We start from the raw sequence: 21,067 nt of genomic DNA on the forward strand, positions 1-21,067 counted from the left end.
CTTAATTGTCTATCTTTTGGCATTAACCTGTTTGTGCCTTAAGTCCTTCCCTGTATGGATTTCAGCTACTTTTGAGCTTAGGTACTCTCATCGAATTTTATTTTAAGTTAATTATTCGCATAACAATTCCCGAAGAGCCAGGATTATTATTTCTTGCTAACATTAAAGGGCAATGCAGCGAATGTCAACGAGAGGAACGGAAACAAGCTTTTAGAAAAGCTGAACGCTTTGTTACAAATGCTAGTGAGCAAGGTGGTGTCACTCCAGAGGCACAACCGCACTCATTTCAGGATTCTAAACGTAAAACTAAAAACGCCCGTGTAGATATTGAAATTCGCAGTGGTCTTACCTTTATCCCTTCGCCCCAAACAGAATGACAACGATGCTTAGAAGAGTACAACAATTTTTAGACTCTGGCGATAGTGATAACGCTAGAGAAGAAATTGATAGAGCTTTCGGCAATCTGAGAAGGGTGGATAGTCATGTTAGAGAGTTTGCAGATCTGTTGGCACTGGGATCGATCAAAGCTTCAGAAATCGGCTTAGGGGTATTGGGACGTAAGCTTCTACAGAATGACAGCGAGATTAACAATGAGGTTGTTTGGTTATTTATTGCGTCAATTTTATCTCGCAATAGTATTCCCCCTGATAGTCCATCTAGAATCAGCCTACTTGTTCTTACCGCTTCTGTCAATAGTTGGGAATTACCAATTTTTGCGCTTCTTGCCCCTGCCCTCGACGCTTTTTTTAAAGTTAGTCTTGCGGACGGAACCCCTTTAATTGCCGAACAAACTTTTGATTTTTTGGCCACTTGGGGAAGAATTTATGCGAAAGCACCTCATGTCAAAACGCAGCTTCAAGAACTTCAATCTCTTAGTAATAATCTATTAGAGCAAGTAGATGACTCAGAGTTAAAAGCTGAATGGTCAGAGGGAATTAATATATTTTTTGAAGAAGCCAGGACAACCAAATATTCAGATAGTAATGTTTTTTCTGCTGGTGAAGAATTAATTAAAAAAATTTATAATACTCAAAGTTTACAGCGCAATACAGAAGATAAGAATTTGGCAGAGACAAAAGACAAGTTACTCCGATTAGTCACTTCGTCTCTTGCCACTATTGGAACAGTTCTTGATAGTGATGGAGTCATACTAAATCCGGTTATTAAAAACTGATTATTTATTTCCCCTTTTGTCTCTTGCATGAGTGCCTGTTCTGATATGTAGCGCATACTCAACGGATTTAGTATTAACCCTATATACTTTTGACTTTTTTATACTGTTCTGTCACGGCGGCATTTAATAGATCATCTTTAAAATCTCTGATTAATTTAATTACTAAATTATAAGTATTGATGTATTCTTCATAATCGATAGTTAAATACTTGCCATGAGCAATTTTATTTCTTGGGGTGAGAAGTTGTTCATCAATAGCTTTCTGCCGCAGTTGATAATCACTATCATCAATTCCTAGAATAGTACAGATATCAGTGAAAACTTCAAAATTGAGATTAGATTTGGTGTTAATAATATTTTCGTAGGGTATATAAGCTTTATTTTCTAGGTTATCAAGTAAATTTTTGATCATCTCTTTTTGTAACTTAAATTTATTGGTTTTTATTAACTCATTTATAGATTTTCTAGAACTAAGGGCAACGAAACAGTAATCCAGTTCATGATAATTTAATTTTTTTAAGGAAACAAACTGCAAATAACATTCTGCTGCATATTTAATAAAACCTTCCCAATGGGCATAGAGAGTGGTTATTCCGGCTCTAATTAATACATCTTGCTCAGTTCCTTTTTGTGGAGGAATTTTAGTTTTTAAAATACTAAGTTCTCTGATTCGCCATGCCATATCTTCATCTAAGTTTTTCTGGAGAATTTCGATAGTTCTATTATCTTTACTCATTACTTTTTAAAATATTTTTTGCCAAATTCAATCATTTTGAGCATTCTAGTTCTAGCTCTCGATCCCGTACCGATGTTATAAATAAAGTCAGATTCTGACCACATTTCCTGAATTTTTGTTCTTAGCAGTTCAATATCTTGAGTAGAGTAATCATCAATATTTTCTCGTAATCCTGTGGTGATCGCTTCATAAGCAGAATCGAGAAATTTACCCTTAAATCTTGTTCCATCATATTTGGTAAAAGTATCTTCATTCGTCGCTTGATCAAGCAATAAAAACATTTTAGCGAATTTTTCTTGCTCTAACACACGATCAAAAGTGGTGGAATTGCATAATTCTATCAGATAGTCAGTCAAATATTCATTAACCTCTTTTTTGTTCAATGATTTTGGATCAAATGTGGGAGAAGACAGGGCAAAATATTTAAGAATTAGTTCCAAGTCGTAGCGTTCTTGTCTTAATCGCTCGGATAGGGAAATACAATTTTTAAAGTTCTCATTTTCTGCCAAGTCTTCTAACCACTTATATAGGCTTTTATCTAGCATAATCAAAAGACAATTACGCACCTCTTGATAAGATAAAAAAGAGCCACCGGTATTTAAACGATCAAAAACTTCAAACTTAGCATTTTTATCCGATTCTTTTTGGATAATCTGAACCTGTATTTTCGCTCTTTTGAAATCTATTTTTAGAGATGGGGGCAAATTATACTCTCCTTCCTCTGCACCTTCCCACATAACTCCGTTTAAGCTAGGTAATAACTTAGTACCTTGAAGCACCAGTTTCGGTTTTTTCTTAGTTTCATCGTCCTCATCTCTTAAATCGCCAACAAATTCCAAAATTGTTGAAATCCTTTGTAATCCATCCACCAATTCCCAAACACTATCTTCTTCTCTCTGATAGACAAAAATAGAGGGAATAGGAATTCCTAATAGTATCGATTCTATGAATCGGCTTTTTTGGGCTATTGTCCAACGAAAATATCTTTGAAAATCTGGATTAATTGTCATTTCTTTGTTATTATAAAGACTAATAATCTCTCCGATTGACATAGGATAGTTATCGGTACGAAATTCTTTAGTTTTTGCCTTAACTTCTTCTAATAAATTCATCTTATAGCAGTTATCTTAATGGTGAAGTACAAAGTTTTCGTTTTGGGGAGCCGGTCGTCAGGATTCGATACCAAATTAGGTTACACTTCATCTTTAGAAACAAAGCTGTAATTTTTCTATACTTAGTATAATCCCTATATTCTACTTTAATACCATCCGCCAATTCAAAAATGAAACGCGTCAACCTCAAGAGTTGACAGAAAAAGGCTCATCCCCGCAATTGGCACAAACATCAATTTTCAGGTGGCTAATCTGCAAAGACGCGATTTATGTCCCGATATTGCGGTGATGTTAGCTTGGATTGAACAGGCAAAAATCTTAACCAGAGAGTTAAAATAAGCCCTATCTCCGATAATTTTGGCATAAATTAGCCAAAAGTAGTGCCATTCCATCCCCAAAGATCACCTTTCGCCTCGGCAAATTCTAGATAAATGCGATTTTTCGGTATTCCTAAATAAGCCTCAATTTCTTGACAAAAATCACTACTCATGCTTTTAGTTTGAGCGGCGGAAATAGAACCAACGCTTTTAATCTCCACATAACACACTGGCTCAAAAGTGCCAGCAAAAGTCATTTTTATCCCCGATTCTAAAGCTGTCATCACATAGGATTCGGGTTTTCCCAGATGTTTAGCTAATTTAGCCGAAAGACTCTGCAAAAGTTGATTAACTGTCTCATCATCGAGGGAGGTGACAGAAGTTTGAATTTTAATTAGAGGCATAGGAAAAATCTCAGCAATATTTTTCTATAATATAGCGTTTCCTGTTCGCAAGAGGTACATTATCGATGTTAAAAAGCTTAATCAGCAAAGGTTTAAGTTTACCAGACAGGTGTGAGAACCGCTATAAGTACCTTTTTTATCCAGAAAAGCGATCGATGATTGTTTTGATAATTTATCTCAATTAGATGACTGTGATCCCTTCTGTTTTTTAGAAAGGGTTGCCACTTCTGAGCAAGCTTTTCCACAAGCAGAACATATCAACGTTGGCGATGGTTGACGCTGGCTAAAACCGAGGAGAACAACCGATCACTATCTAGTCTCTAAAGACAGTTAAGGAGGTACAATTTGGATAGAATCTCAAGCAGGTGAAGGAGCAACTTTTTATTTTACTTGGCATAAAAATCCTCCTAGTTAAACCCCAACTAAGTTGAGAACCGTGGTTTTTCCTCCTCTGTTTTAAGATCAGTTTTGATCCATAAGCGATCAGCCAAAACCAGAGGAGAAGCAGCAATTCAGACTTTAATTGGCGTATTTTTTAGTCAGAATCAGCACAATTATCGGATAGATGTTTTAATTTCTTCCCAAGTAATTATCTGATCGGGATTTCTTTCGTGATCATCAACCTAAAAAGATTTAATTGTGTTCAAAGATTCGGTAACGTGAGCCTTAAAATCTAACATAGAATCAAAAATATGTCTGACGATTCCCTCTTTATCAATGATATAGGTAACTCGTCCGGGGAGGACAAATAAGGTAGCGGGAACACCGAATAATTTCCGCACTCGGTTATCGCTATCACTTAAAAGGGTGAAGGGAAGATTATATTTTTGGGCAAATTGTTGATGAGATTGGGGACTGTCGGCACTAATCCCAATAACTTCCGCACCTGCATCGGTAAACACTTCGTAACTATCGCGGAAAGCGCAGGATTCTGCGGTACAACCCGGGGTGTCATCTTTGGGATAGAAATAAATGACCAGGGATTTTTTACCGATTAAATCGCTGATATTAACCGTTGTCCCTGTTTGGGAGGGGAGAGAAAAATTAGGAACTCGATCGCCTACTTTTATAGCTGCCATAAGATTAATTAATGAATAGATAATCGTGGATAGGGTGATACTTTACATTCTAACCTTTTTTGGCCTTTTGTTTAGCGCGTTTAGCGGCAGCTTTGGCCGCTTTTTCGGCTTCAATGCGTTTTTGTTCGGCTTTTTGTTTTTCTTCGTCTAGTTTTTCTAGATAATAGTGATAATCTCCCGCATAGACAATTAATTCACCATCCCGAATCTCGACAATTTTGTTAGCTACCTGGGAGATAAAATAACGATCATGGGAAACAATTAAAACCGTGCCTTCATAAACTTTTAAAGCCGATTCTAACATTTCCTTGGCGGGAATATCGAGGTGATTAGTGGGTTCATCGAGAATTAATAAGTTAGCGGGAGCAAGTAACATCTTGGCTAAAGCAAGACGTGCTTTTTCGCCACCACTCAAGGATTCTACTTTTTTTAATACCGTTTCCCCACTGAATAAAAATCGCCCCAAAAGACTGCGAACTTCCACATCTTTCCAATCGGGAACTTCATCATGAATGGTATTTAAAACAGTTTTAGTTAGGTCTAAAGCTTCCGCTTGGTTCTGCTCAAAATAACTAGGAATAACGTTATGTTTACCGATTTCGATCGAGCCTTCTGTGGGAGCTTCTAACCCAACAATTAAGCGTAAAAGCGTCGATTTTCCCGCACCATTGGGGCCTAAAAACGCCACTCGATCGCCCCTTTCTATTTCCAGATTGGCTCCCAAAAAGAGAATTTTATCATCGTAAATGTGAACAAGATTTTTAATCGTTACCACTTCTCGACCACTACGCACTGCTGAAGGAAACTGGAATTTTAAGGTACGCACATCAGCGATTGGTGCTTCAATTTTTTCCACCTTTTCTAATTGTTTTTCCCGGCTTTTTGCTTGGGTGCTACGGGTGGCACTGGCCCGGAACCGATCGACGAAAACTTGCTGTTTTTCTAGTTCTTTTTGTTGACGTTCGTAGGCACTTAACTGAGCGGATTGTTGTTCGTATTTTTGCTGTAGGTAGGCAGAATAATTACCTAAATAAGTGGTAGAAACTCCCCTTTCAGTTTCGACAATTTTGGTACAGAGGCGATCAAGAAATTCCCGGTCGTGGGACACTATGACCATGGGAGTGGTTAAATCCTTGAGGAATTTTTCTAACCATTCAATGGTTTCTAAGTCTAAATGGTTAGTCGGTTCATCGAGGAGTAAAATATCGGGAGTTTGCAGGAGAATTTTACCTAAACTCATCCGCATTTGCCAACCACCACTAAAAGAACTTACCAAGCGATCGCCGTCATCAACAGTGAAGCCCATTTCTGGTAAAATTTTCTCGATGCGTGCTTCTAATCCGTAACCATCTAACCCTTCAAATTGTCTTTGTAAGCGATCCAATTGATGAATTAAGCGATCTAATTCTTCAGGATCAGCTTTTTCCATCTGCTGGGGAATTTCTATTAGTTGATGGTGGACTTGATTCGCTTCTTGAAACACCGTCCAAAATTCCTCGCGTACCGTCCGACGGGGATCCACTTCAAATTCTTGGGTAAGATAGCCGATATGGAGACTGGTAGGACGGATGATCTCCCCGGCGGTGGGTTCCACTTCCCCCATAATAATCTTCAGTTGGGTGGATTTTCCGGCCCCATTGACTCCCACCAACCCGATGCGATCGCCAGTTTTTACTTCCCAAGTGACATCTTTTAACACTTCTCCCGTCGGGTAAATCTTACTAATTTTCTCTAGTCGTAGCATCGCTGATTTTTCTCCAGTCCTAGGCAGTTGAGGCAGTCCGTCTTTATTGTAACATTTAGTTAAGCTTTATCTAGTCTTGGTCAAGTTTTCTCGATTGAGCCACCTGACAGTATTTTTTATCTGAAAGAGATAATAATGTTTAATCCCTACCCCATAAAAAAAGAAACAGCTAGTTTCATCACCAAAGATGGAATTAGTTTAGCTGCCGATATTTATCGTCCCGATAGTAGGGAATTTTTTCCCATTTTACTAATGCGACAACCCTACGGAAAAGCGATCGCTTCCACGGTGGTTTATGCCCATCCTAGCTGGTATGCACGTCAGGGTTATATTGTAGTAATTCAGGATGTGCGGGGACGGGGAAACTCGACGGGAAATTTTAATTTATTTGCCCATGAAATTAGCGACGGATTAGAAACTATTGAATGGGTTTTAACTATTCCTAATAATACGGGTGTGGTGGGAATGTATGGTTTTTCCTATCAGGGAATGACCCAATTATATGCGGCTGCTAATGGTCATGGTGCTTTAAAAACTATTTGCCCAGCGATGATTGCTCACGATTTATATCGAGATTGGGGTTATGAAAATGAAGCATTTAATTTACAATATAATCTCGCTTGGTCAATACAATTAGCTGCGGAAACAGCTAGATTAAAAGGGGACGAAACTGCCTATCAAAAACTCTGGGCAGCTTCCCGAAATTTACCCCTTTTTGATCCTGTTGCTGCCTCTCCCCAAATTTTACAGGATTTAGCCGCCGATTCTTTTTATCACGATTGGATTACTCGTTATCTTCCCGATGACTATTGGCAAAATTTATCACCGCAACACCTTTTAAAAAATATCGATTTGCCGATGTTACATATCGGGGGTTGGTTCGATCCTCATCTCCGGGGAACTTTGAGTTTATACCAAGAAATGCAAGTGCGTTCTATCTATCCCCAACGACTAATTATTGGTCCTTGGACTCATCTACCCTGGGGGAGAAAAGTAGGAGAGATAGATTATGGTCAAGAGGCAATTAGTCCTGTGGATAAAATGCAGCTGCAATGGTTTGATTATTTCTTAAAAGGTCAGGAAACGGAGTTATTTAAAAATCCTCCCCTGTATCTATTTCAAATGGGGTCTAATCAATGGCAATATCTGGAAAATTTTTCCACAGAAAATCAGCAAATTTATTATCTTGCTAGTCAGGGTTTAGCCAATCTGCGCGAGGATGAGGGGAAATTAAGCGCGATTTTGTTAGAACCTGCGATCGAGGATACCATCGTTCACGATCCTTGGCGACCGGTGCCATCTTTAGGAGGTCATAGCGCCCTACCGGGGGGAATATTCGACCGCACCATGCTAGACTGTCGCAGTGATGTGATTACCTACACTTCTCCCCCCCTAGAGAAGGATTTAACGATTTTGGGTAGTCCCCGTCTGGATTGTTATTGTCAAGCAGACGCGGTTAGTTTCGATATCTGTGCGGTGGTTTCTCAAGTTACCCCCGATGGTCGAGTTTTTAATATCACTCAGGGTTATAAACGGGTAAATAATCCCGAATCATCCCTAAATATGGCCATGCAGGCTACTTTTATCACTATTCCTCAAGGTCATAGCTTGCGTTTGAGTCTCAGTGCCTCTTGCTTTCCTGCACATCCCGTCAATGCGGGGACCGGCAGCTATCCCCACCAGAGTCGAGCGATCGATTTTTCTATTATCACAATTAAGGTTTTTTGTCAAGGAAATTTTCCTGCAAAATTGCTATTACCTTTAGTCGGGGAAAGCTAAACCGCTGCGGGGATCACGAATGTATAAACCTAACACCAGCGAGGAGATAACCGTATCCCAGACGGGGGTGAATTTGTCCGCATCATCGACCCAATAATCCATAGTAATTAAACATTGAACCCCGGAACCAATACCCACGGCAATGCGCGAATAAGCGGGACGATTTTCTTGGGGGTCGATGAATTGAATTTGCACCCAAACAATGCGGACAGTTTGACGTTTTTCTTGGATAACTTCGCCGATTTCGTGAGGATTGCGGCTATCTTCACGAGCTAACTTTTTGACCATTCCTTTTAGGGGTAATTCTTTCCAATCTCCGGGGGGAAGTAAATTATAGGAAACCTCTAAACGACAATCATCATCGGGGGGTTTTCTATCTAAAAAACGAAAGGAATTATCATCGGGTTCAAAATGCCAATCTTGAGGAACTTCAAAGCGAACTGCACCGCGACCAGCTACAAAAATACTGTTACCCGGACTAGATTTCCAGTTATGATCCGGATTTAAGTCGAGGGTTTCTTTAATCCATTGCAGATTGTGTTTTTTCGATTTAGCCATAGGGATAATCCTGCGGTAAGAATCGGACTATAGCCATCATTATACAGGCTTTTTCCTGAGAATTAACCAAAACTTCTATCCTCACCCTTAGGACAACTGCTGCATAGCATAATTTTTAAAAATCCCACAGCACAGGATTATCATCTAAGAAATCAGTTACCTGTTTACCGATATTATCAATTAATTTTAGGTCTTCTGGGATTAAATTAATTGTCATTGCTTGAGCGTTATTAACTGCTTGAGCGGCATTTCTTACCCCAGCAATTGCATTAGTTTGAGGTTGCTTGATTAACCAAGCCAGAGATAATTGAGCTAGGGAACAATGATAGCGGTTAGCAATCGGTTCTAATTGATTTAAAGCCGCTTGTACCCTCTGAAAGTTTTCGCCATGAAAGAGTTTATTTTTAATTCTATGATCCTCTGCTGCCAACTGATAACCGTTTCTAAATTTTCCTGTTAATAAACCTTGGGCAAGGGGAGAATAGGCCAGAATAGAAATATTATTGTCTATACAATAGGGCATAATTTCCTTTTCTACCGAGCGCCAAAAGAGAGAATAGGGAGGTTGAATACTCTCAATTCTGCCGTATTGACGAGCTTCTTCCAGTTGAGAGCGGGAGAAATTGGAAACCCCTATAGCACGAATTTTTCCCTGTGCTTTCAGATAATTAAGAGCAGCCATAGTTTCAGAAATAGGCACTATTTCCGTGTTCCATGAGCCACTAGGCCAATGAATTTGATAAAGATCGATATAATCAGTTTGGAGGTTTTTTAAAGAGTGATCACAAGCTGCGATAACTTGCTCATATTTAAGGTGATTAGCAAAAACTTTGGTGGCATAAATTACCTGTTCTCGCACATCGGCCAAAGCTTGAGCGACAATCGATTCCGAGTGACCTTCCCCGTAGATTTCGGCTGTATCTATAGTGGTAATTCCTGCCTCAAAAGCGGCACGAATAGCCCTAATACTTTCCTTATCTTCAATACCTGCCCACATCTTTTTTCCTGCTTGCCAAGTACCCACGAGAAGGGGAGTAATTTCTATATTAGTCTGACCGAGATAGCGTTTTTGCATAACAGTTTTTTTGATGGGTTAAGTATGCTTAGGGTTTTAGTCGAGTTTAGGGTTTAAAATCTCAGCTAAAGAGGACTAAAGTGACAAGGATAAAAACCTTTACCAGTAGGGGTGTAAAGAACAAACTTAATAAGCCACAAAAAAGACCCAATAAGCAGGTACTGAGGCTAATTATTTCGCCGTGAACATTGTAGCTAATCGACAGGGAGATTAGGGCTAGAGTAAGGAGAAAAATCATAGTTTTCTTTCCTGAGTCTATTGAGCAGAAAAGCCGTGACCGCTCACGACTTTTCGCCGTTTCTATATCTATTATTAGCTCGATTACTTAGCTAATGACATCCGGGTAAAGTAAACTTTTTTAACGTAAAAGATTTAAAAATCCGTTGAAAAAGCCTGTCAGACCGGTAAAGGGACTTAAAACCGTGCCGAGGGTGTCGGTGGCAGAGGCCAGATTGCTACGATGAACCACCACCACATCATTATTGCGGAGAATCGGGTTAGTTTTCTCGTTGATACCCTGGGAAAAATCGACGTTAATTGAGGTTTTGGTGACGGTTCCGTTAGGATTGAGACGAATTAATTCCACTGTGGACTGATTGGCCCGACGCTTATCAAAGTCTCCTGCGGTTAAAATTGCCTGATTGAGAGGGGTATTGGGGGGAACTTCAATTGTCCCCGGTTTTTTCACCTCCCCGACCACTTTCACGTTAATGGTTTTAGGGGCAAAACTGGCCGATGCAAGGGTTTCCGATTCTTTGGCCGAGATTTCAGTCGCGGTGGGGATAATCACCGTATCCCCTTCTTGAAGAAAGATATCGCCGGTCATATCACCTTTATCGAGCAAACTCCACAGATCTACCGGGATTTTCTGCTGGGAACCGTCACGAGTATAACGCAGCACTTGCACCTGTCGGATATCGGCGAGGGGTTTGATGCCTCCCGCTTGTTCGATAGCTTGGGTTAGTCGGGCCGGTTTCTTGGTGCCGCCGCGATCTAGGTCATTATTATTGTTATTGTTGGCAGTGGGGACAATACGATAGGACCCTGGGCGATAAACTTCTCCCACCACAGTAACATTAATTTCTCGATCGCTATCTAGTCCAAAATTGGCATCGGCTAATTGATTGACTTCCCCGACACTAAGGGTCGTTTTAGTGGGAATAACAATGCTATCACCATCTCTAAGGCTAATATCTTGGGTTGTATCGCCTTTTTGGATTAATTGCCAGAGATTGGCTTGAATCAGCTGTTCTTGTCCCTTGAGGTTGCGTCGGATTTGAACTTGACCAATATCGGCCACCGTAGTCACTCCCCCCGCTTGCCGGATTATTTCGGTCAATAGGGGCGTTTTTTGGCTTTGTTCGGGGTTAATTGTATAAGTACCCGGACGATTGACTTCCCCCGCGATGGCGATTTGCAGAGGCCGGGGGGTGAGAACGCTAACAGTAACCACGGGACGTTTGAGATAGGTGGTGTAACGTTTGGCGAGGGTTTGGCTGGCTTCGGTGACGGTCATTCCTTCCACTTTGACGCTACCAATCAGAGGTAAAGTTAGGGTTCCATCGGCTAAAACAAGGAAATCGCCGCTTAAATCCGCGACTTGGTAGATGGTGACGCGGACTTTATCCCCTTCTCCTAGGGTGTACTCTTTGCTTTCTGCGGGGATAGGGGCAATTGCTTCTTTAGGGGGTGCAGCACTACTAGGAGGAGTAGCTTGGACTGGGCGAGCCTCTAAGGAAGTTAGAGGGGCAATAGTGCCGATAATTAATAGATAACGCAGTGATTTGCTGATTAAATGCTGTAATTGGCTGCTATTTAACATGATCAATAGGATTAATTTTATTGCTAACATTGGCGATCAGTGTAGCACAAATAGTCGATCGCCTATGGAAAACCCCTGCAATCTCGCATCTATCGAGAGTTACCGCTAACTGTAAGATAGTTTTAATGATTGCCTGTATGTAAAGGGGTATATTAATTTTATGACAGCTACTAGCACAATTCCCGATTTTTGTCAAGGGATAAAATATTTTGGGACTTCCTTACCCGAATTTGATAAATATGCAGGAAAAGCCGCTATCGCTGAGGGAAAAACTGCTATTATTGCTCCTAATGACCCAAATGCTATCTATCAAACCCTCCTAGCCGCCGATGCTTTGCGTTACCTCACCCTACAAATCACCGCTACCAAAGAATCGGGACACCCCGGCGGTTTTGCCAGCGCTGCCGACGTAATTGCCTCTTTGATGATGTTAGGCCAGAAAAATATTTTCACCGAAGTGGGCCATCATGCCCCCGGTTTTTATAGTAACGTCTTTCTCGATCGCTCTCTCGAAGCCATGGGCATCAGCAACGTCAGGGAATTGGGAGAACGTTTTCGGGAAAAACACGGACTTTTAGGGCATCTTTCTGGACAAATCCCCGGACTGCTCGGGCCGGCTGGTCCTTTGGGCCAAGGCCAACATTTCGCCATGGCGGCGGCCAAATTACACCCTAATACCCTTTTCCCTGTGACTATCGGGGATGGTGGTTTAGGAGAACCCTACATCATGAGTAGTTTTGGTCATTTTCACACTGCTTATCCCGAAATTACCAATTTTCTGCCGATTTTAGTCTGGAATGGCTATTCCCAAGAACACCATAGCATGGTGTCCCTGAAAACTAACGCCGAAATGGAAGCCTATTGGCGCGGTAATGGTTTCGAGGAAGTGATTCTTATTAATGCTAAAGACTTCGATGATGCTAATCAAAATGGGGAATATGTAGATAGCACCAAATTCTCTTTTAACCAGCGTCTGGAGTTCATGAAAGCGGTGTTAATAGCCACGGATAAAGCCGCCCAATTAGCCCTAGGTGGTAAACTAACGGTGATCATTATTAAACAACTGAAAGGGGCGGGAGTTCACAAACGGGGAGCGGCTTCCCATAATCTTTATCCGGGAGATTCTCTAGAAAAAGATTATATCGTTGCTGCCTTACAAGAACGCGCTTTACTCCCTGAAGCTTGGGCAATTGTTCGTACTAATTTCGAGCGCTCTGGAGGGGGTCCGGCAGCGGAAACAGTGGTAACGGAAAAAGTCTTCCCGCTGCCGGATTTAGGAACCTTACCGATGACCGAATATACTGTGGGTGGAGATAAAAAAGTGGCCACCACTGCTATGGGGGAATTAGTGGTAGCTGTGGGTAAAGCTGACCCCAATTTTGTTGTCACTAATGCTGATGGTAATGCCGCTTCGGGAATTAATAATATTAACGTCGGTTTAAAGATTATTCACCCCACCAGCGATGATACCTATTTCCAGAGTCCGAAAGGTCAAGTTTATGAGCCTTTAAGCGAGGATGCCTGTGCTGGATTAGCCGTTGGTTTATCTCTCTTGGGAGCGCGGACTTTATGGTGTTCCTACGAGTCTTTTGCTATCAATGGTTTACCGATTTGGCAGACTGTAACCCAAGCGATGGCCGAGTTACGTCGTCCCACCCCTTCTACTATTACTTTATTCACCGCCGGAGCCTTGGAGCAAGGACGTAATGGTTGGACACACCAACGCCCAGAGATTGAAAATTATTTCGCTGCTATGATGCGAAATGGTAATATTTTCCCTCTCTTTCCCTGCGATGCTAACAGTATTCAAGTCTGCTATGAATGGGCGTTAGGAACTAGCAATAAAGGCATTACAGTCACCGCTAGTAAATCGCCTTTACCAGTGCGAACCAGCTTTGAGCAAACCCGTCAAGCTTTAGAAAAAGGCGGCGTAATTCTCCAGGAATCGGAAGGCAGTAAAAAAGTCGTTTTTGCCGTCATTGGTGATATGACTTTATTACCCGTCTTTGAGTCTGCACAACAGTTAGAAGCAGCAGGAATCGGGGTAAAAATCGTCTCGGTAATTAATCCCCGTCGTCTCTACCGTCCTAGCGATGTGATGAGTGAAACTAGCTCGGAAGCTGATAATAATTTCCTCGATGATGCTGGTTTTGACAGTCTCTTTGCTGGTGATGCTTTAATCGGAGTAACCGGTGGTACAAGCGCCATGTTAGAACCGATTATGTTACGCAGTAATGCGCGTCGGGATGTCTTCGCTTGGAAACGGGGAGAAACCACCGCCAGCGCCGGGGAAATTATGGCCTATAATGGTTTGACTGCCAATGCTTTAACTGCGCGTGCTACCCAGTTATTAGGCTAAGTTCCCAGTTAGTTTTTTTGATTATTCCCTACTCTCTCTGATTGGAAAGTAGGGATTTTTTCTCAGGTCACTTTCGCCAACGGAGTAAACTTTTAATAATTTTCCATAGGCGAGGATATTGGAGGGATAGATAGCGCTTAATATGGGATTTTAAACTAACTAAATCCTGAGATTCTTTCAGTTCTCTATCTTGATAAAAACGAATTAAATCATCCCGTCTTTTCAGTAAAATTTTAATTTGTTGGTAATCTTCCGAGCTTAAAACTTGATGGGGTTGAATATTTTCTGGCAGCGGGCGCGGGATGTAAAAAGTTGTATGAGATGGTGATAATTCCTGGTTCGGACGTTCTTTGGTATAGAGATAGATAGACAGAGATTTACGCGATAAATGCCGTTTATTTTCTGGTAAATTAATCTGAGAAAATCCATGCCATGAATATTCATTGGTTTCAAAAATAAGACAACGATTAAAGATAGGTACAAAAGATTTAATCTTATTTTCTTCCGGTTGACGTGGATTGGAATGTAACTCTAGATTACCTCCCCAATCTGCTTGCCATTGGGGATTTAAATAGATTAATAAATTCAAGCGGCGATGATACCAATGACGCTCATCGAGGTTAAAATCAATGTGAGGGTCTAATTCTTGACCCTGTAAATTTTCGTGGGTTCCACCCCCATAAAAACTAGGGTCTGGAATTAAATTATCAATACCGGTTAATTGGGAAATTAACTCTAAAAACTCTTGAGCTTGAACGTAGCAGCCAAACTGTTGATAAACACCCCCCAAACCGATTAAATCCTCATTAACCGCCTTCCCGCCAACTTTTCCTAACTCACTAATAGCTTTTTGCGAATTAAAACTGGGAAAATTTTCTAGCAAAATTTGCGCTTGCTCCCTCACTAAAAAATTATCGATGACCAAATGCTTAAACGGTTGCGCTGTCTCAAAATCTTGACGATAGACAGGAGATTTCTCATAAACAAGGGGATTAATAAACATTAGACAGCTTTTTTGTTGGTATGATGAATTGTAGCAATCAAACTGACAAAATAAAGATTAACTCTCCTATTGACCTCATCGCCTATGGACTGGTGGCACAAACTCAAAGATAATCCTCTCGCTCGTTGGGGAGCAGTTTTACTGTTAATCTTCTATTTAAGCGTAATGGCGGCGGATTTTGTCGCTCCCTACTCTCCCTACTCCTCCCAACCCGGTCAGTCTCTCCTACCCCCCACCGAAATCTTTTGGCGCTCGCAGTCGGGAAGTAACAAGGGTGAGTGGATTGGCCCCCACGTCTATCCCACCACTCAAAGTGCTATTAATATAGAAACTGGTGAGCGGAAGCTAATTAGAGATTTTAACAAACCCTTGCCGCTGCGTCTCTTGGTTCAGGGTGAAACCTATAATTTCGGTCAAATTCGCCTACCTTTGCCGCCAAAATGGAAGGAAGTAACTTTATTCCCCGGTATTCCTTTTGATATCCATCTGTTCGGGGTCATCGGCGATGGTAGAATCAATATATTGGGAACTGACGAATCGGGACGCGATAGTTTTAGTCGCCTGATTTTCGGAGGCAGAATTAGTTTATTTATCGGTTTGGTCGGGATTTTAATTTCTTTCCCTATTGGTTTATTTGTCGGTGGCATTTCTGGCTATTTTGGCGGTTGGTTAGATGCGATTTTAATGCGTTTTGTGGAAGTTTTAATGACTATCCCCGGCATATATTTACTCGTAGCCCTAGCAGCGGTTTTACCCGCAGGATTAACCAGCACCCAGCGCTTTTTATTAATCGTCCTGATTACTTCTTTTATCAGTTGGTCGGGATTAGCGCGGGTAATTCGCGGTCAAGTTTTATCCCTGAAAGAACAGGAATTTATTCAGGCTGCTAAAGCTATGGGAGCAAAACCTCTTTATATTATTCTGCGTCATGTGCTGCCCCAAACTGCTAGTTATATCATTATTTCCGCTACGTTAGCCGTGCCGGGATTTATCGTGGCCGAATCGGTTTTAAGTTTAATTGGTTTGGGAATTCAACAACCGGATCCTAGTTGGGGAAATATGCTTTCTTTGGCTACCAATGCCTCAATTATTGTTCTACAACCCTGGTTAATTTGGCCACCTGCTTTGTTAATTATTCTCACCGTTTTAGCTTTTAATTTACTCGGTGATGGTTTACGCGATTCTCTAGATCCTCGCAATTTAGAGAGATAATTTAGCCATTATCAGTTATCAGTTATCAGTTATCAGTTCACTGATAACTGATAAGTCTCCCCACTCCCCCACTTCCCATTATGAATAAAATCAGTAAAACCTTTAATAATTTCGCCGATGGTTTAGTGATTTATAGTCAAAGATACGGGAAAATAAGCTGGTTAATATTTTTAATTATCTTTGCTTGTATCATGACGATAACCTTTAATTATCCGGCACAATCCAGCAATCAAACCCAAGAAAAACCCGAAATTCGTGGAGTTTGGTTAACTAATATCGATAGTGAAGTATTATTTAAACCGGAAATCCTAAAAGATGCCCTTGATAGGTTGGCCGATTTAAACTTTAACACTATTTATCCCACGGTCTGGAATTGGGGTTATACACTCTATCCTTCTAGGGTAGCAGAAAAAGTGACAGGACGAGCGATCGATCCCCATGAATCCTTAAAAAATCGTGACTTTTTAAAGGAAATAATTAGCCAAGGTCATCGGAAAAAATTAAGAATTATTCCCTGGTTTGAATTTGGTTTTATGGCTCCTGCGGATTCAGAATTAGCCAAACGACATCCCGATTGGTTAACCCAAAGACAGGATAAAAGTGTGATTTGGTGGGAAGGAAAAGTGCATCAACGGGTGTGGTTAAATCCCTTAAATCCGCAAGTACAAAACTTTATTACCGATTTAGTCAGTGAGATTATTACTAACTACGATATAGAAGGAATTCAGTTTGATGACCATTTTGGTTATCCCGCCGATTTTGGCTATGATGAAACCACAATTAAACTCTATCAAAGGGAACATTCGGGACAATTACCACCGCAAGATTACCAAGATAAAGCATGGATTCAATGGCGGGCCGATAAAATTACTGACTACATGAATAGTTTAGCCCAGACGATTAAAAAGCACCAACCTAGAGCGATTATTTCCCTATCTCCTAATCCCTACACTTTCTCCCTAGAATTTTATCTTTTAGATTGGCAAAAATGGCAACAAAAAAACTTGATTGATGAATTAATAATACAAGTGTATCGAACTGATATGAACGCCTTTGACCTGGAATTATCCCAACCAGAATTACAACAAGCTAGAGAATCTATCCCCGTAGCTATTGGGATTTTATCTGGTTTAAAAGGTCGTCCGATTCCGATGGTTAATATTACTCAACAAGTGGAAAAATCGAGACAAAAAAATTTTGGTGTTTCTTTCTTTTTCTACGAAACTTTATGGAATATGAGCAATGAATCTCCTTCCTATCGACGCAGGATTTTTCGGGAAATACTCCAGTCTGCTAATCCTCGCTAAAATTAGGGAAAATTGCTGACTTTCAGCTAAATTATCGCCCTAACCTGGCTATAGTTTCTTAAGTTTATCTTTAAATTAAGAAAAAGCAGCAGGGAGAAACTAAAATCGCTAGAATGAAAGAAGACTCTCTTTTATCACTTTATCCATGCTGATCAGACATAACCGAAGCTCGATCGCTAAACCTATTTTACTGTTTCTCGGCTGCCTTGTGATCGGGGAGTTGGGGGTGTTAGTGGTGGCCAATAGCCTCTGGTTTACCGAGATGGGTTATTTAAACACTTTCCTGAAGCAATTATCTTGGCAACTGGGATTAGGTTGGGGAAGTGCTATTCTTTCTCTACTTTTTATCTTTACTAATTTACGTTTAGCCCAGCGTTTTCGTTGGCAAAAACCCAAAGAAGATAGTTATCCTCTTAGTCCTCAATCTCCTAGTATTAATTTACTCGGCCTTTTGATTATCACAACGGGAATTGGAGCTTGGATTGGGTCAATGTTATTGTATTACAGTAAACTAGCCCTCAGTCTCTGGACACCAGATTTTAATCTCCCTAACCTTAGTTCTTCCCTAAGTTCTCCTCTGCAAATAGTTTGGATTAGGCAAGTATTAACCGATATTTCCAGTAATCTTTGGCAAGGGGTAATCATTGCTATTTTAGTCTTGGGATTATTAATCAAAACCGAGTATTTTTTGAGAATAATATCTATAGTATTTACTGTAATGCTATCTTTTATTATTGCTGGGCAGTGGGCGAATTTTTTAAAATATTTTTATGGTGTTCCTTTCAATATTAACGATCCTCAATACGGGAATGATTTAGGTTTTTATATCTTTCAATTACCCCTGTGGCAGTTACTAGAATTATGGCTCGGTGGTGTGGGAATATATACTCTTTTTGCTGTTATTTTAACCTATCTTTTTTCGGGTAATAGTCTTTCTCTGGGAACATTTCTGGGGTTTTCCCGTCCGCAACTGCGTCATTTATACGCCCTGTGGAGTGGGTTAATGGGGCTGCTAGTATTACACCATATTATTCAGCGTTACCTGCTACTTTACTCTCCGGAAGGGGTAGTTTATGGTGCGGGTTATATCGATGTTCATGTTGGTCAATTTATTGAAATTATTCTGGGAATTATTGCAGGAATAACCTCTATATGGTTAGGAGAAAAAGCATTATTTGGTAAAAAAGACCGTCGCAAGTTATACAAAAATACTAAGAAAAAGTTGGTATTTTTCCCCTACTTAGTTCCTGTATTTCTCTATTTAATTGTTTGGATAAGTGGCACAAGTATCAGTGGACTATTGCAAAGAACTGTCGTACAACCGAATGAATTAGTGAGAGAAAGACCCTATATCGAAAGAAGTATTCAATCCACAAGAGCGGCTTTTTCCTTAGATAGAATTGATGCCCAAGTTTTCGATCCACAGGCCGAATTAAATGCCGAAGTTTTAGAGAGAAACCATCTAACTATCGATAATATTCGTCTTTGGGACACCAAACCACTGCTAGAAACTAACCGACAATTACAGCAAATTCGCTTATATTATAAATTCCCTGATGCTGATATCGATCGCTATCGGGTACGCGTAGGACTGCCTGAAAAAATCGAGGAACGTCAAATATCTGAAAAACAACAGACCATTATTGCCGCTAGAGAATTAGATTATAGTGCGGTTCCCACTTCTGCTAATACTTGGGTGAATAAACATCTCGTTTATACCCACGGTTATGGGTTCACTCTTTCCCCAGTTAATTTAGTGGCTGCCGGGGGTTTACCCTACTATTTTGTCAAAGATATCGGCACAAATAAAGACGAAGGAGCTCTACAAACCTCTAGCGAATTAATTGATTATAGTATTCCCATTGGTAAACCCCGCATTTACTACGGGGAATTAACTAATAATTATGTGATGACTCCCACCACCGCAGAAGAATTGGATTTTCCTAGCGGGGATGGAAATGTCTATAATACCTACGATGGTAAGGGAGGAATCCTAGTGGGGACGGGGTGGAGACGTTGGCTATTTGCCCTTTATCTGCGGGATTGGCAAATGTTATTTAGCCAAGATTTTACTCCCGAAACTCGCTTATTAATGCGTCGTGATGTCCAAAATCGTGTGCAAACTATTGCCCCTTTTTTAAGTTATGATCGCAACCCCTATTTAGTAGCGGCAGATGTGGGCGATAGTAGTAGTAAATTACATTGGATTATTGATGCTTATACTATCAGCGATCGCTATCCCTATTCTGACCCGGGGAAAGATAAATTTAACTATATTCGCAATTCGGTCAAAGTGGTAGTGGATGCCTATCATGGAACAGTGAATTTCTATGTTGCCGATGAAAATGATCCAATTATTCAGACGTGGAGTAAAATCTTTCCTCATCTCTTTAAATCTTTAGCAGAAATGCCGAAAACTCTCCGCAGTCATATCCGTTATCCTGAAGATTTATTTAGTACCCAAGCAGAAAGATTATTAACCTATCACATGACCGATCCGCAAGTATTTTATAATCGGGAGGATCAATGGGAAATTCCCCTAGAAATTTACGGCACGGAACCCCAGGCTGTATCACCCTATTATTTAATCATGAAACTGCCCGATTCCGACAAAGAAGAATTTATTCTCCTCCATCCCTATACTCCCTCTAGTCGGCAAAATTTAATCGCTTGGTTGGCAGCTCGTTCAGATGATAGAGAGTATGGTAAGTTATTGCTCTATCAATTTCCTAAACAAAGGTTAGTGTACGGACCGAATCAAATTGAGGCTTTAATTAACCAAGATCCAGATATTTCTCAACAGATTTCCCTTTGGAATCGGGACGGTTCTAAAGTTTTGCAAGGACACCTATTAATTATTCCCATTGAACAATCGCTGCTTTATGTAGAACCTTTGTATCTAGTGGCAGACCAAAATAGTGTCCCGACAATCGCTAGAGTAACAGTTGCTTATCAAAATAAAATTGTCATGGAACCAACCTTGAAGGAAGCTTTAGAAAAGTTATTCTCAGGCCATCAGAGTTAAATTGCCGCTAATTGCCCACAAATTAGCAAGAAAGCTGAAATATCCCCGAATTTGCCCAGAAAATTGCCTGCGCTGGTTAATCAGCCAATTTTAAAATCCAGTATCATCAAAGGATTGAGTTATGCTTTTAATTGGAAAAGTGGGCAATTAATTCTGTGCGAGATGAATTGAGTATTAAAGGGGTAAACTCCTCCACTGGTAATAATAAAATGCGATCAATGATTACGGACAAATCTGGGTCTAAATTACCAAAACGAGCTTTCAATAAATTTTCTATCACCAGACGTTCTCCCTGTTGAAGACCCTGTTGAAGACCCTGTTGAAGACCCTGTTGAAGACCCTGTTGAAGACCCTGTTGAAG

Annotated in this window: 16 protein-coding genes and 1 pseudogene; 7 read left to right on the top strand and 10 right to left on the bottom strand. The window is 40.5% G+C overall.

All coding sequences use genetic code 11. From position 1 onward, the window contains the following. The first annotated feature begins 89 nt into the window (after positions 1–89). Positions 90–377, top strand: a complete 288-nt coding sequence (locus PN470_RS18250; protein ID WP_334310456.1) for a hypothetical protein — start codon at positions 90–92, stop codon at positions 375–377. Positions 378–472: 95 nt separating this feature from the next. Beyond that, positions 473–1,174, top strand: a complete 702-nt coding sequence (locus tag PN470_RS18255; protein ID WP_231859778.1) for a hypothetical protein — start codon at positions 473–475, stop codon at positions 1,172–1,174. A 79-nt stretch (positions 1,175–1,253) separates the two neighbouring features. On the opposite strand, the gene PN470_RS18260 is transcribed toward PN470_RS18255, so the two are convergent. From PN470_RS18260 to PN470_RS18280, 5 genes are all read right to left on the bottom strand, one after another. Continuing rightward, a complete protein-coding gene (locus PN470_RS18260) occupies positions 1,254–1,910 on the bottom strand; it encodes an MAE_28990/MAE_18760 family HEPN-like nuclease (RefSeq protein ID WP_272104911.1) in 657 nt (218 codons plus the stop codon). Then, complete coding sequence (locus PN470_RS18265; protein WP_052277779.1) at positions 1,910–3,022, bottom strand: DUF262 domain-containing protein; 1,113 nt, start codon at positions 3,020–3,022, stop codon at positions 1,910–1,912. The genes PN470_RS18260 and PN470_RS18265 overlap by 1 nt, the downstream gene beginning before the upstream one ends. 367 nt (positions 3,023–3,389) lie before the next feature. Continuing rightward, positions 3,390–3,743, bottom strand: a complete 354-nt coding sequence (locus tag PN470_RS18270; protein WP_002734736.1) for a phenylpyruvate tautomerase MIF-related protein — start codon at positions 3,741–3,743, stop codon at positions 3,390–3,392. A 623-nt stretch (positions 3,744–4,366) separates the two neighbouring features. Further along, the gene (locus PN470_RS18275) at positions 4,367–4,822 is read right to left on the bottom strand and encodes a peroxiredoxin (protein ID WP_002732461.1); all 456 of its coding nucleotides are present in this window, start codon (positions 4,820–4,822) and stop codon (positions 4,367–4,369) included. A 49-nt stretch (positions 4,823–4,871) separates the two neighbouring features. Continuing rightward, positions 4,872–6,566, bottom strand: a complete 1,695-nt coding sequence (locus PN470_RS18280) for an ABC-F family ATP-binding cassette domain-containing protein (protein WP_271937701.1) — start codon at positions 6,564–6,566, stop codon at positions 4,872–4,874. 135 nt (positions 6,567–6,701) lie between these two features. Between PN470_RS18280 and PN470_RS18285 the strand changes: the two genes are divergently transcribed. After that, positions 6,702–8,345, top strand: a complete 1,644-nt coding sequence (locus tag PN470_RS18285) for a CocE/NonD family hydrolase (RefSeq protein ID WP_271937699.1) — start codon at positions 6,702–6,704, stop codon at positions 8,343–8,345. Here the strand turns inward: PN470_RS18285 and PN470_RS18290 are convergent. The 3 genes from PN470_RS18290 to PN470_RS18300 all read right to left on the bottom strand — a co-directional run bounded on the left by PN470_RS18290 (position 8,328) and on the right by PN470_RS18300 (position 11,830). Next, positions 8,328–8,903, bottom strand: coding sequence for a hypothetical protein (locus PN470_RS18290; RefSeq protein ID WP_002741242.1), 576 nt, complete (start codon positions 8,901–8,903; stop codon positions 8,328–8,330). The two genes, PN470_RS18285 and PN470_RS18290, sit on opposite strands and share 18 nt — an antisense overlap. Before the next feature lie 115 nt (positions 8,904–9,018). Continuing rightward, positions 9,019–9,978: an aldo/keto reductase gene (locus tag PN470_RS18295; RefSeq protein ID WP_103112957.1), complete on the bottom strand. Its 960-nt coding sequence runs from the start codon at positions 9,976–9,978 to the stop codon at positions 9,019–9,021. Positions 9,979–10,336: 358 nt separating this feature from the next. Continuing rightward, entirely contained in the window at positions 10,337–11,830 is a 1,494-nt protein-coding gene (locus PN470_RS18300) for an SLBB domain-containing protein (RefSeq protein WP_103112958.1), read from the bottom strand. Positions 11,831–11,960: 130 nt separating this feature from the next. On the opposite strand from PN470_RS18300, the gene PN470_RS18305 reads away from it, so the two are divergent. After that, positions 11,961–14,159 (top strand): transketolase, encoded by a 2,199-nt coding sequence (locus PN470_RS18305; protein ID WP_103112959.1) that lies wholly within the window; start codon positions 11,961–11,963, stop codon positions 14,157–14,159. Between the two features lie 67 nt (positions 14,160–14,226). On the opposite strand, the gene PN470_RS18310 is transcribed toward PN470_RS18305, so the two are convergent. Then, complete coding sequence (locus tag PN470_RS18310; RefSeq protein WP_103112960.1) at positions 14,227–15,162, bottom strand: 2OG-Fe(II) oxygenase; 936 nt, start codon at positions 15,160–15,162, stop codon at positions 14,227–14,229. 84 nt (positions 15,163–15,246) lie between these two features. Between PN470_RS18310 and PN470_RS18315 the strand changes: the two genes are divergently transcribed. The 3 genes from PN470_RS18315 (at position 15,247) to PN470_RS18325 (ending at position 20,706) form a co-directional block, all read left to right on the top strand. Next, entirely contained in the window at positions 15,247–16,374 is a 1,128-nt protein-coding gene (locus tag PN470_RS18315; protein WP_271937692.1) for an ABC transporter permease, read from the top strand. A gap of 80 nt (positions 16,375–16,454) precedes the next feature. Then, positions 16,455–17,681 carry a glycoside hydrolase family 10 protein gene (locus PN470_RS18320; RefSeq protein WP_271937690.1) on the top strand — a complete coding sequence of 409 codons (1,227 nt, stop codon included), beginning with the start codon at positions 16,455–16,457 and terminating at the stop codon, positions 17,679–17,681. A gap of 145 nt (positions 17,682–17,826) precedes the next feature. Next, positions 17,827–20,706: a UPF0182 family protein gene (locus PN470_RS18325; RefSeq protein ID WP_272104912.1), complete on the top strand. Its 2,880-nt coding sequence runs from the start codon at positions 17,827–17,829 to the stop codon at positions 20,704–20,706. 127 nt (positions 20,707–20,833) lie between these two features. On the opposite strand, the pseudogene PN470_RS18330 reads toward PN470_RS18325, so the two are convergent. Further along, positions 20,834–21,067, bottom strand: a pseudogene (locus tag PN470_RS18330) (flagellar assembly protein H); the annotation flags it as partial.

Source organism: Microcystis sp. CS-574 (assembly GCF_028329095.1).
GTDB lineage: Bacteria > Cyanobacteriota > Cyanobacteriia > Cyanobacteriales > Microcystaceae > Microcystis > Microcystis ichthyoblabe_A.

Bases quoted from the DNA above. Each gene is read 5' to 3' on its own strand.
- PN470_RS18260 (WP_272104911.1), bottom strand. From the start codon at position 1,910: ATGAGTAAAGATAATAGAACTATCGAAATTCTCCAGAAAAACTTAGAT.
- PN470_RS18265 (WP_052277779.1), bottom strand. From the start codon at position 3,022: ATGAATTTATTAGAAGAAGTTAAGGCAAAAACTAAAGAATTTCGTACC.
- PN470_RS18270 (WP_002734736.1), bottom strand. From the start codon at position 3,743: ATGCCTCTAATTAAAATTCAAACTTCTGTCACCTCCCTCGATGATGAG.
- PN470_RS18275 (WP_002732461.1), bottom strand. From the start codon at position 4,822: ATGGCAGCTATAAAAGTAGGCGATCGAGTTCCTAATTTTTCTCTCCCC.
- PN470_RS18280 (WP_271937701.1), bottom strand. From the start codon at position 6,566: ATGCTACGACTAGAGAAAATTAGTAAGATTTACCCGACGGGAGAAGTG.
- PN470_RS18285 (WP_271937699.1), top strand. From the start codon at position 6,702: ATGTTTAATCCCTACCCCATAAAAAAAGAAACAGCTAGTTTCATCACC.
- PN470_RS18290 (WP_002741242.1), bottom strand. From the start codon at position 8,903: ATGGCTAAATCGAAAAAACACAATCTGCAATGGATTAAAGAAACCCTC.
- PN470_RS18295 (WP_103112957.1), bottom strand. From the start codon at position 9,978: ATGCAAAAACGCTATCTCGGTCAGACTAATATAGAAATTACTCCCCTT.
- PN470_RS18300 (WP_103112958.1), bottom strand. From the start codon at position 11,830: ATGTTAGCAATAAAATTAATCCTATTGATCATGTTAAATAGCAGCCAA.
- PN470_RS18305 (WP_103112959.1), top strand. From the start codon at position 11,961: ATGACAGCTACTAGCACAATTCCCGATTTTTGTCAAGGGATAAAATAT.
- PN470_RS18310 (WP_103112960.1), bottom strand. From the start codon at position 15,162: ATGTTTATTAATCCCCTTGTTTATGAGAAATCTCCTGTCTATCGTCAA.
- PN470_RS18315 (WP_271937692.1), top strand. From the start codon at position 15,247: ATGGACTGGTGGCACAAACTCAAAGATAATCCTCTCGCTCGTTGGGGA.
- PN470_RS18320 (WP_271937690.1), top strand. From the start codon at position 16,455: ATGAATAAAATCAGTAAAACCTTTAATAATTTCGCCGATGGTTTAGTG.
- PN470_RS18325 (WP_272104912.1), top strand. From the start codon at position 17,827: ATGCTGATCAGACATAACCGAAGCTCGATCGCTAAACCTATTTTACTG.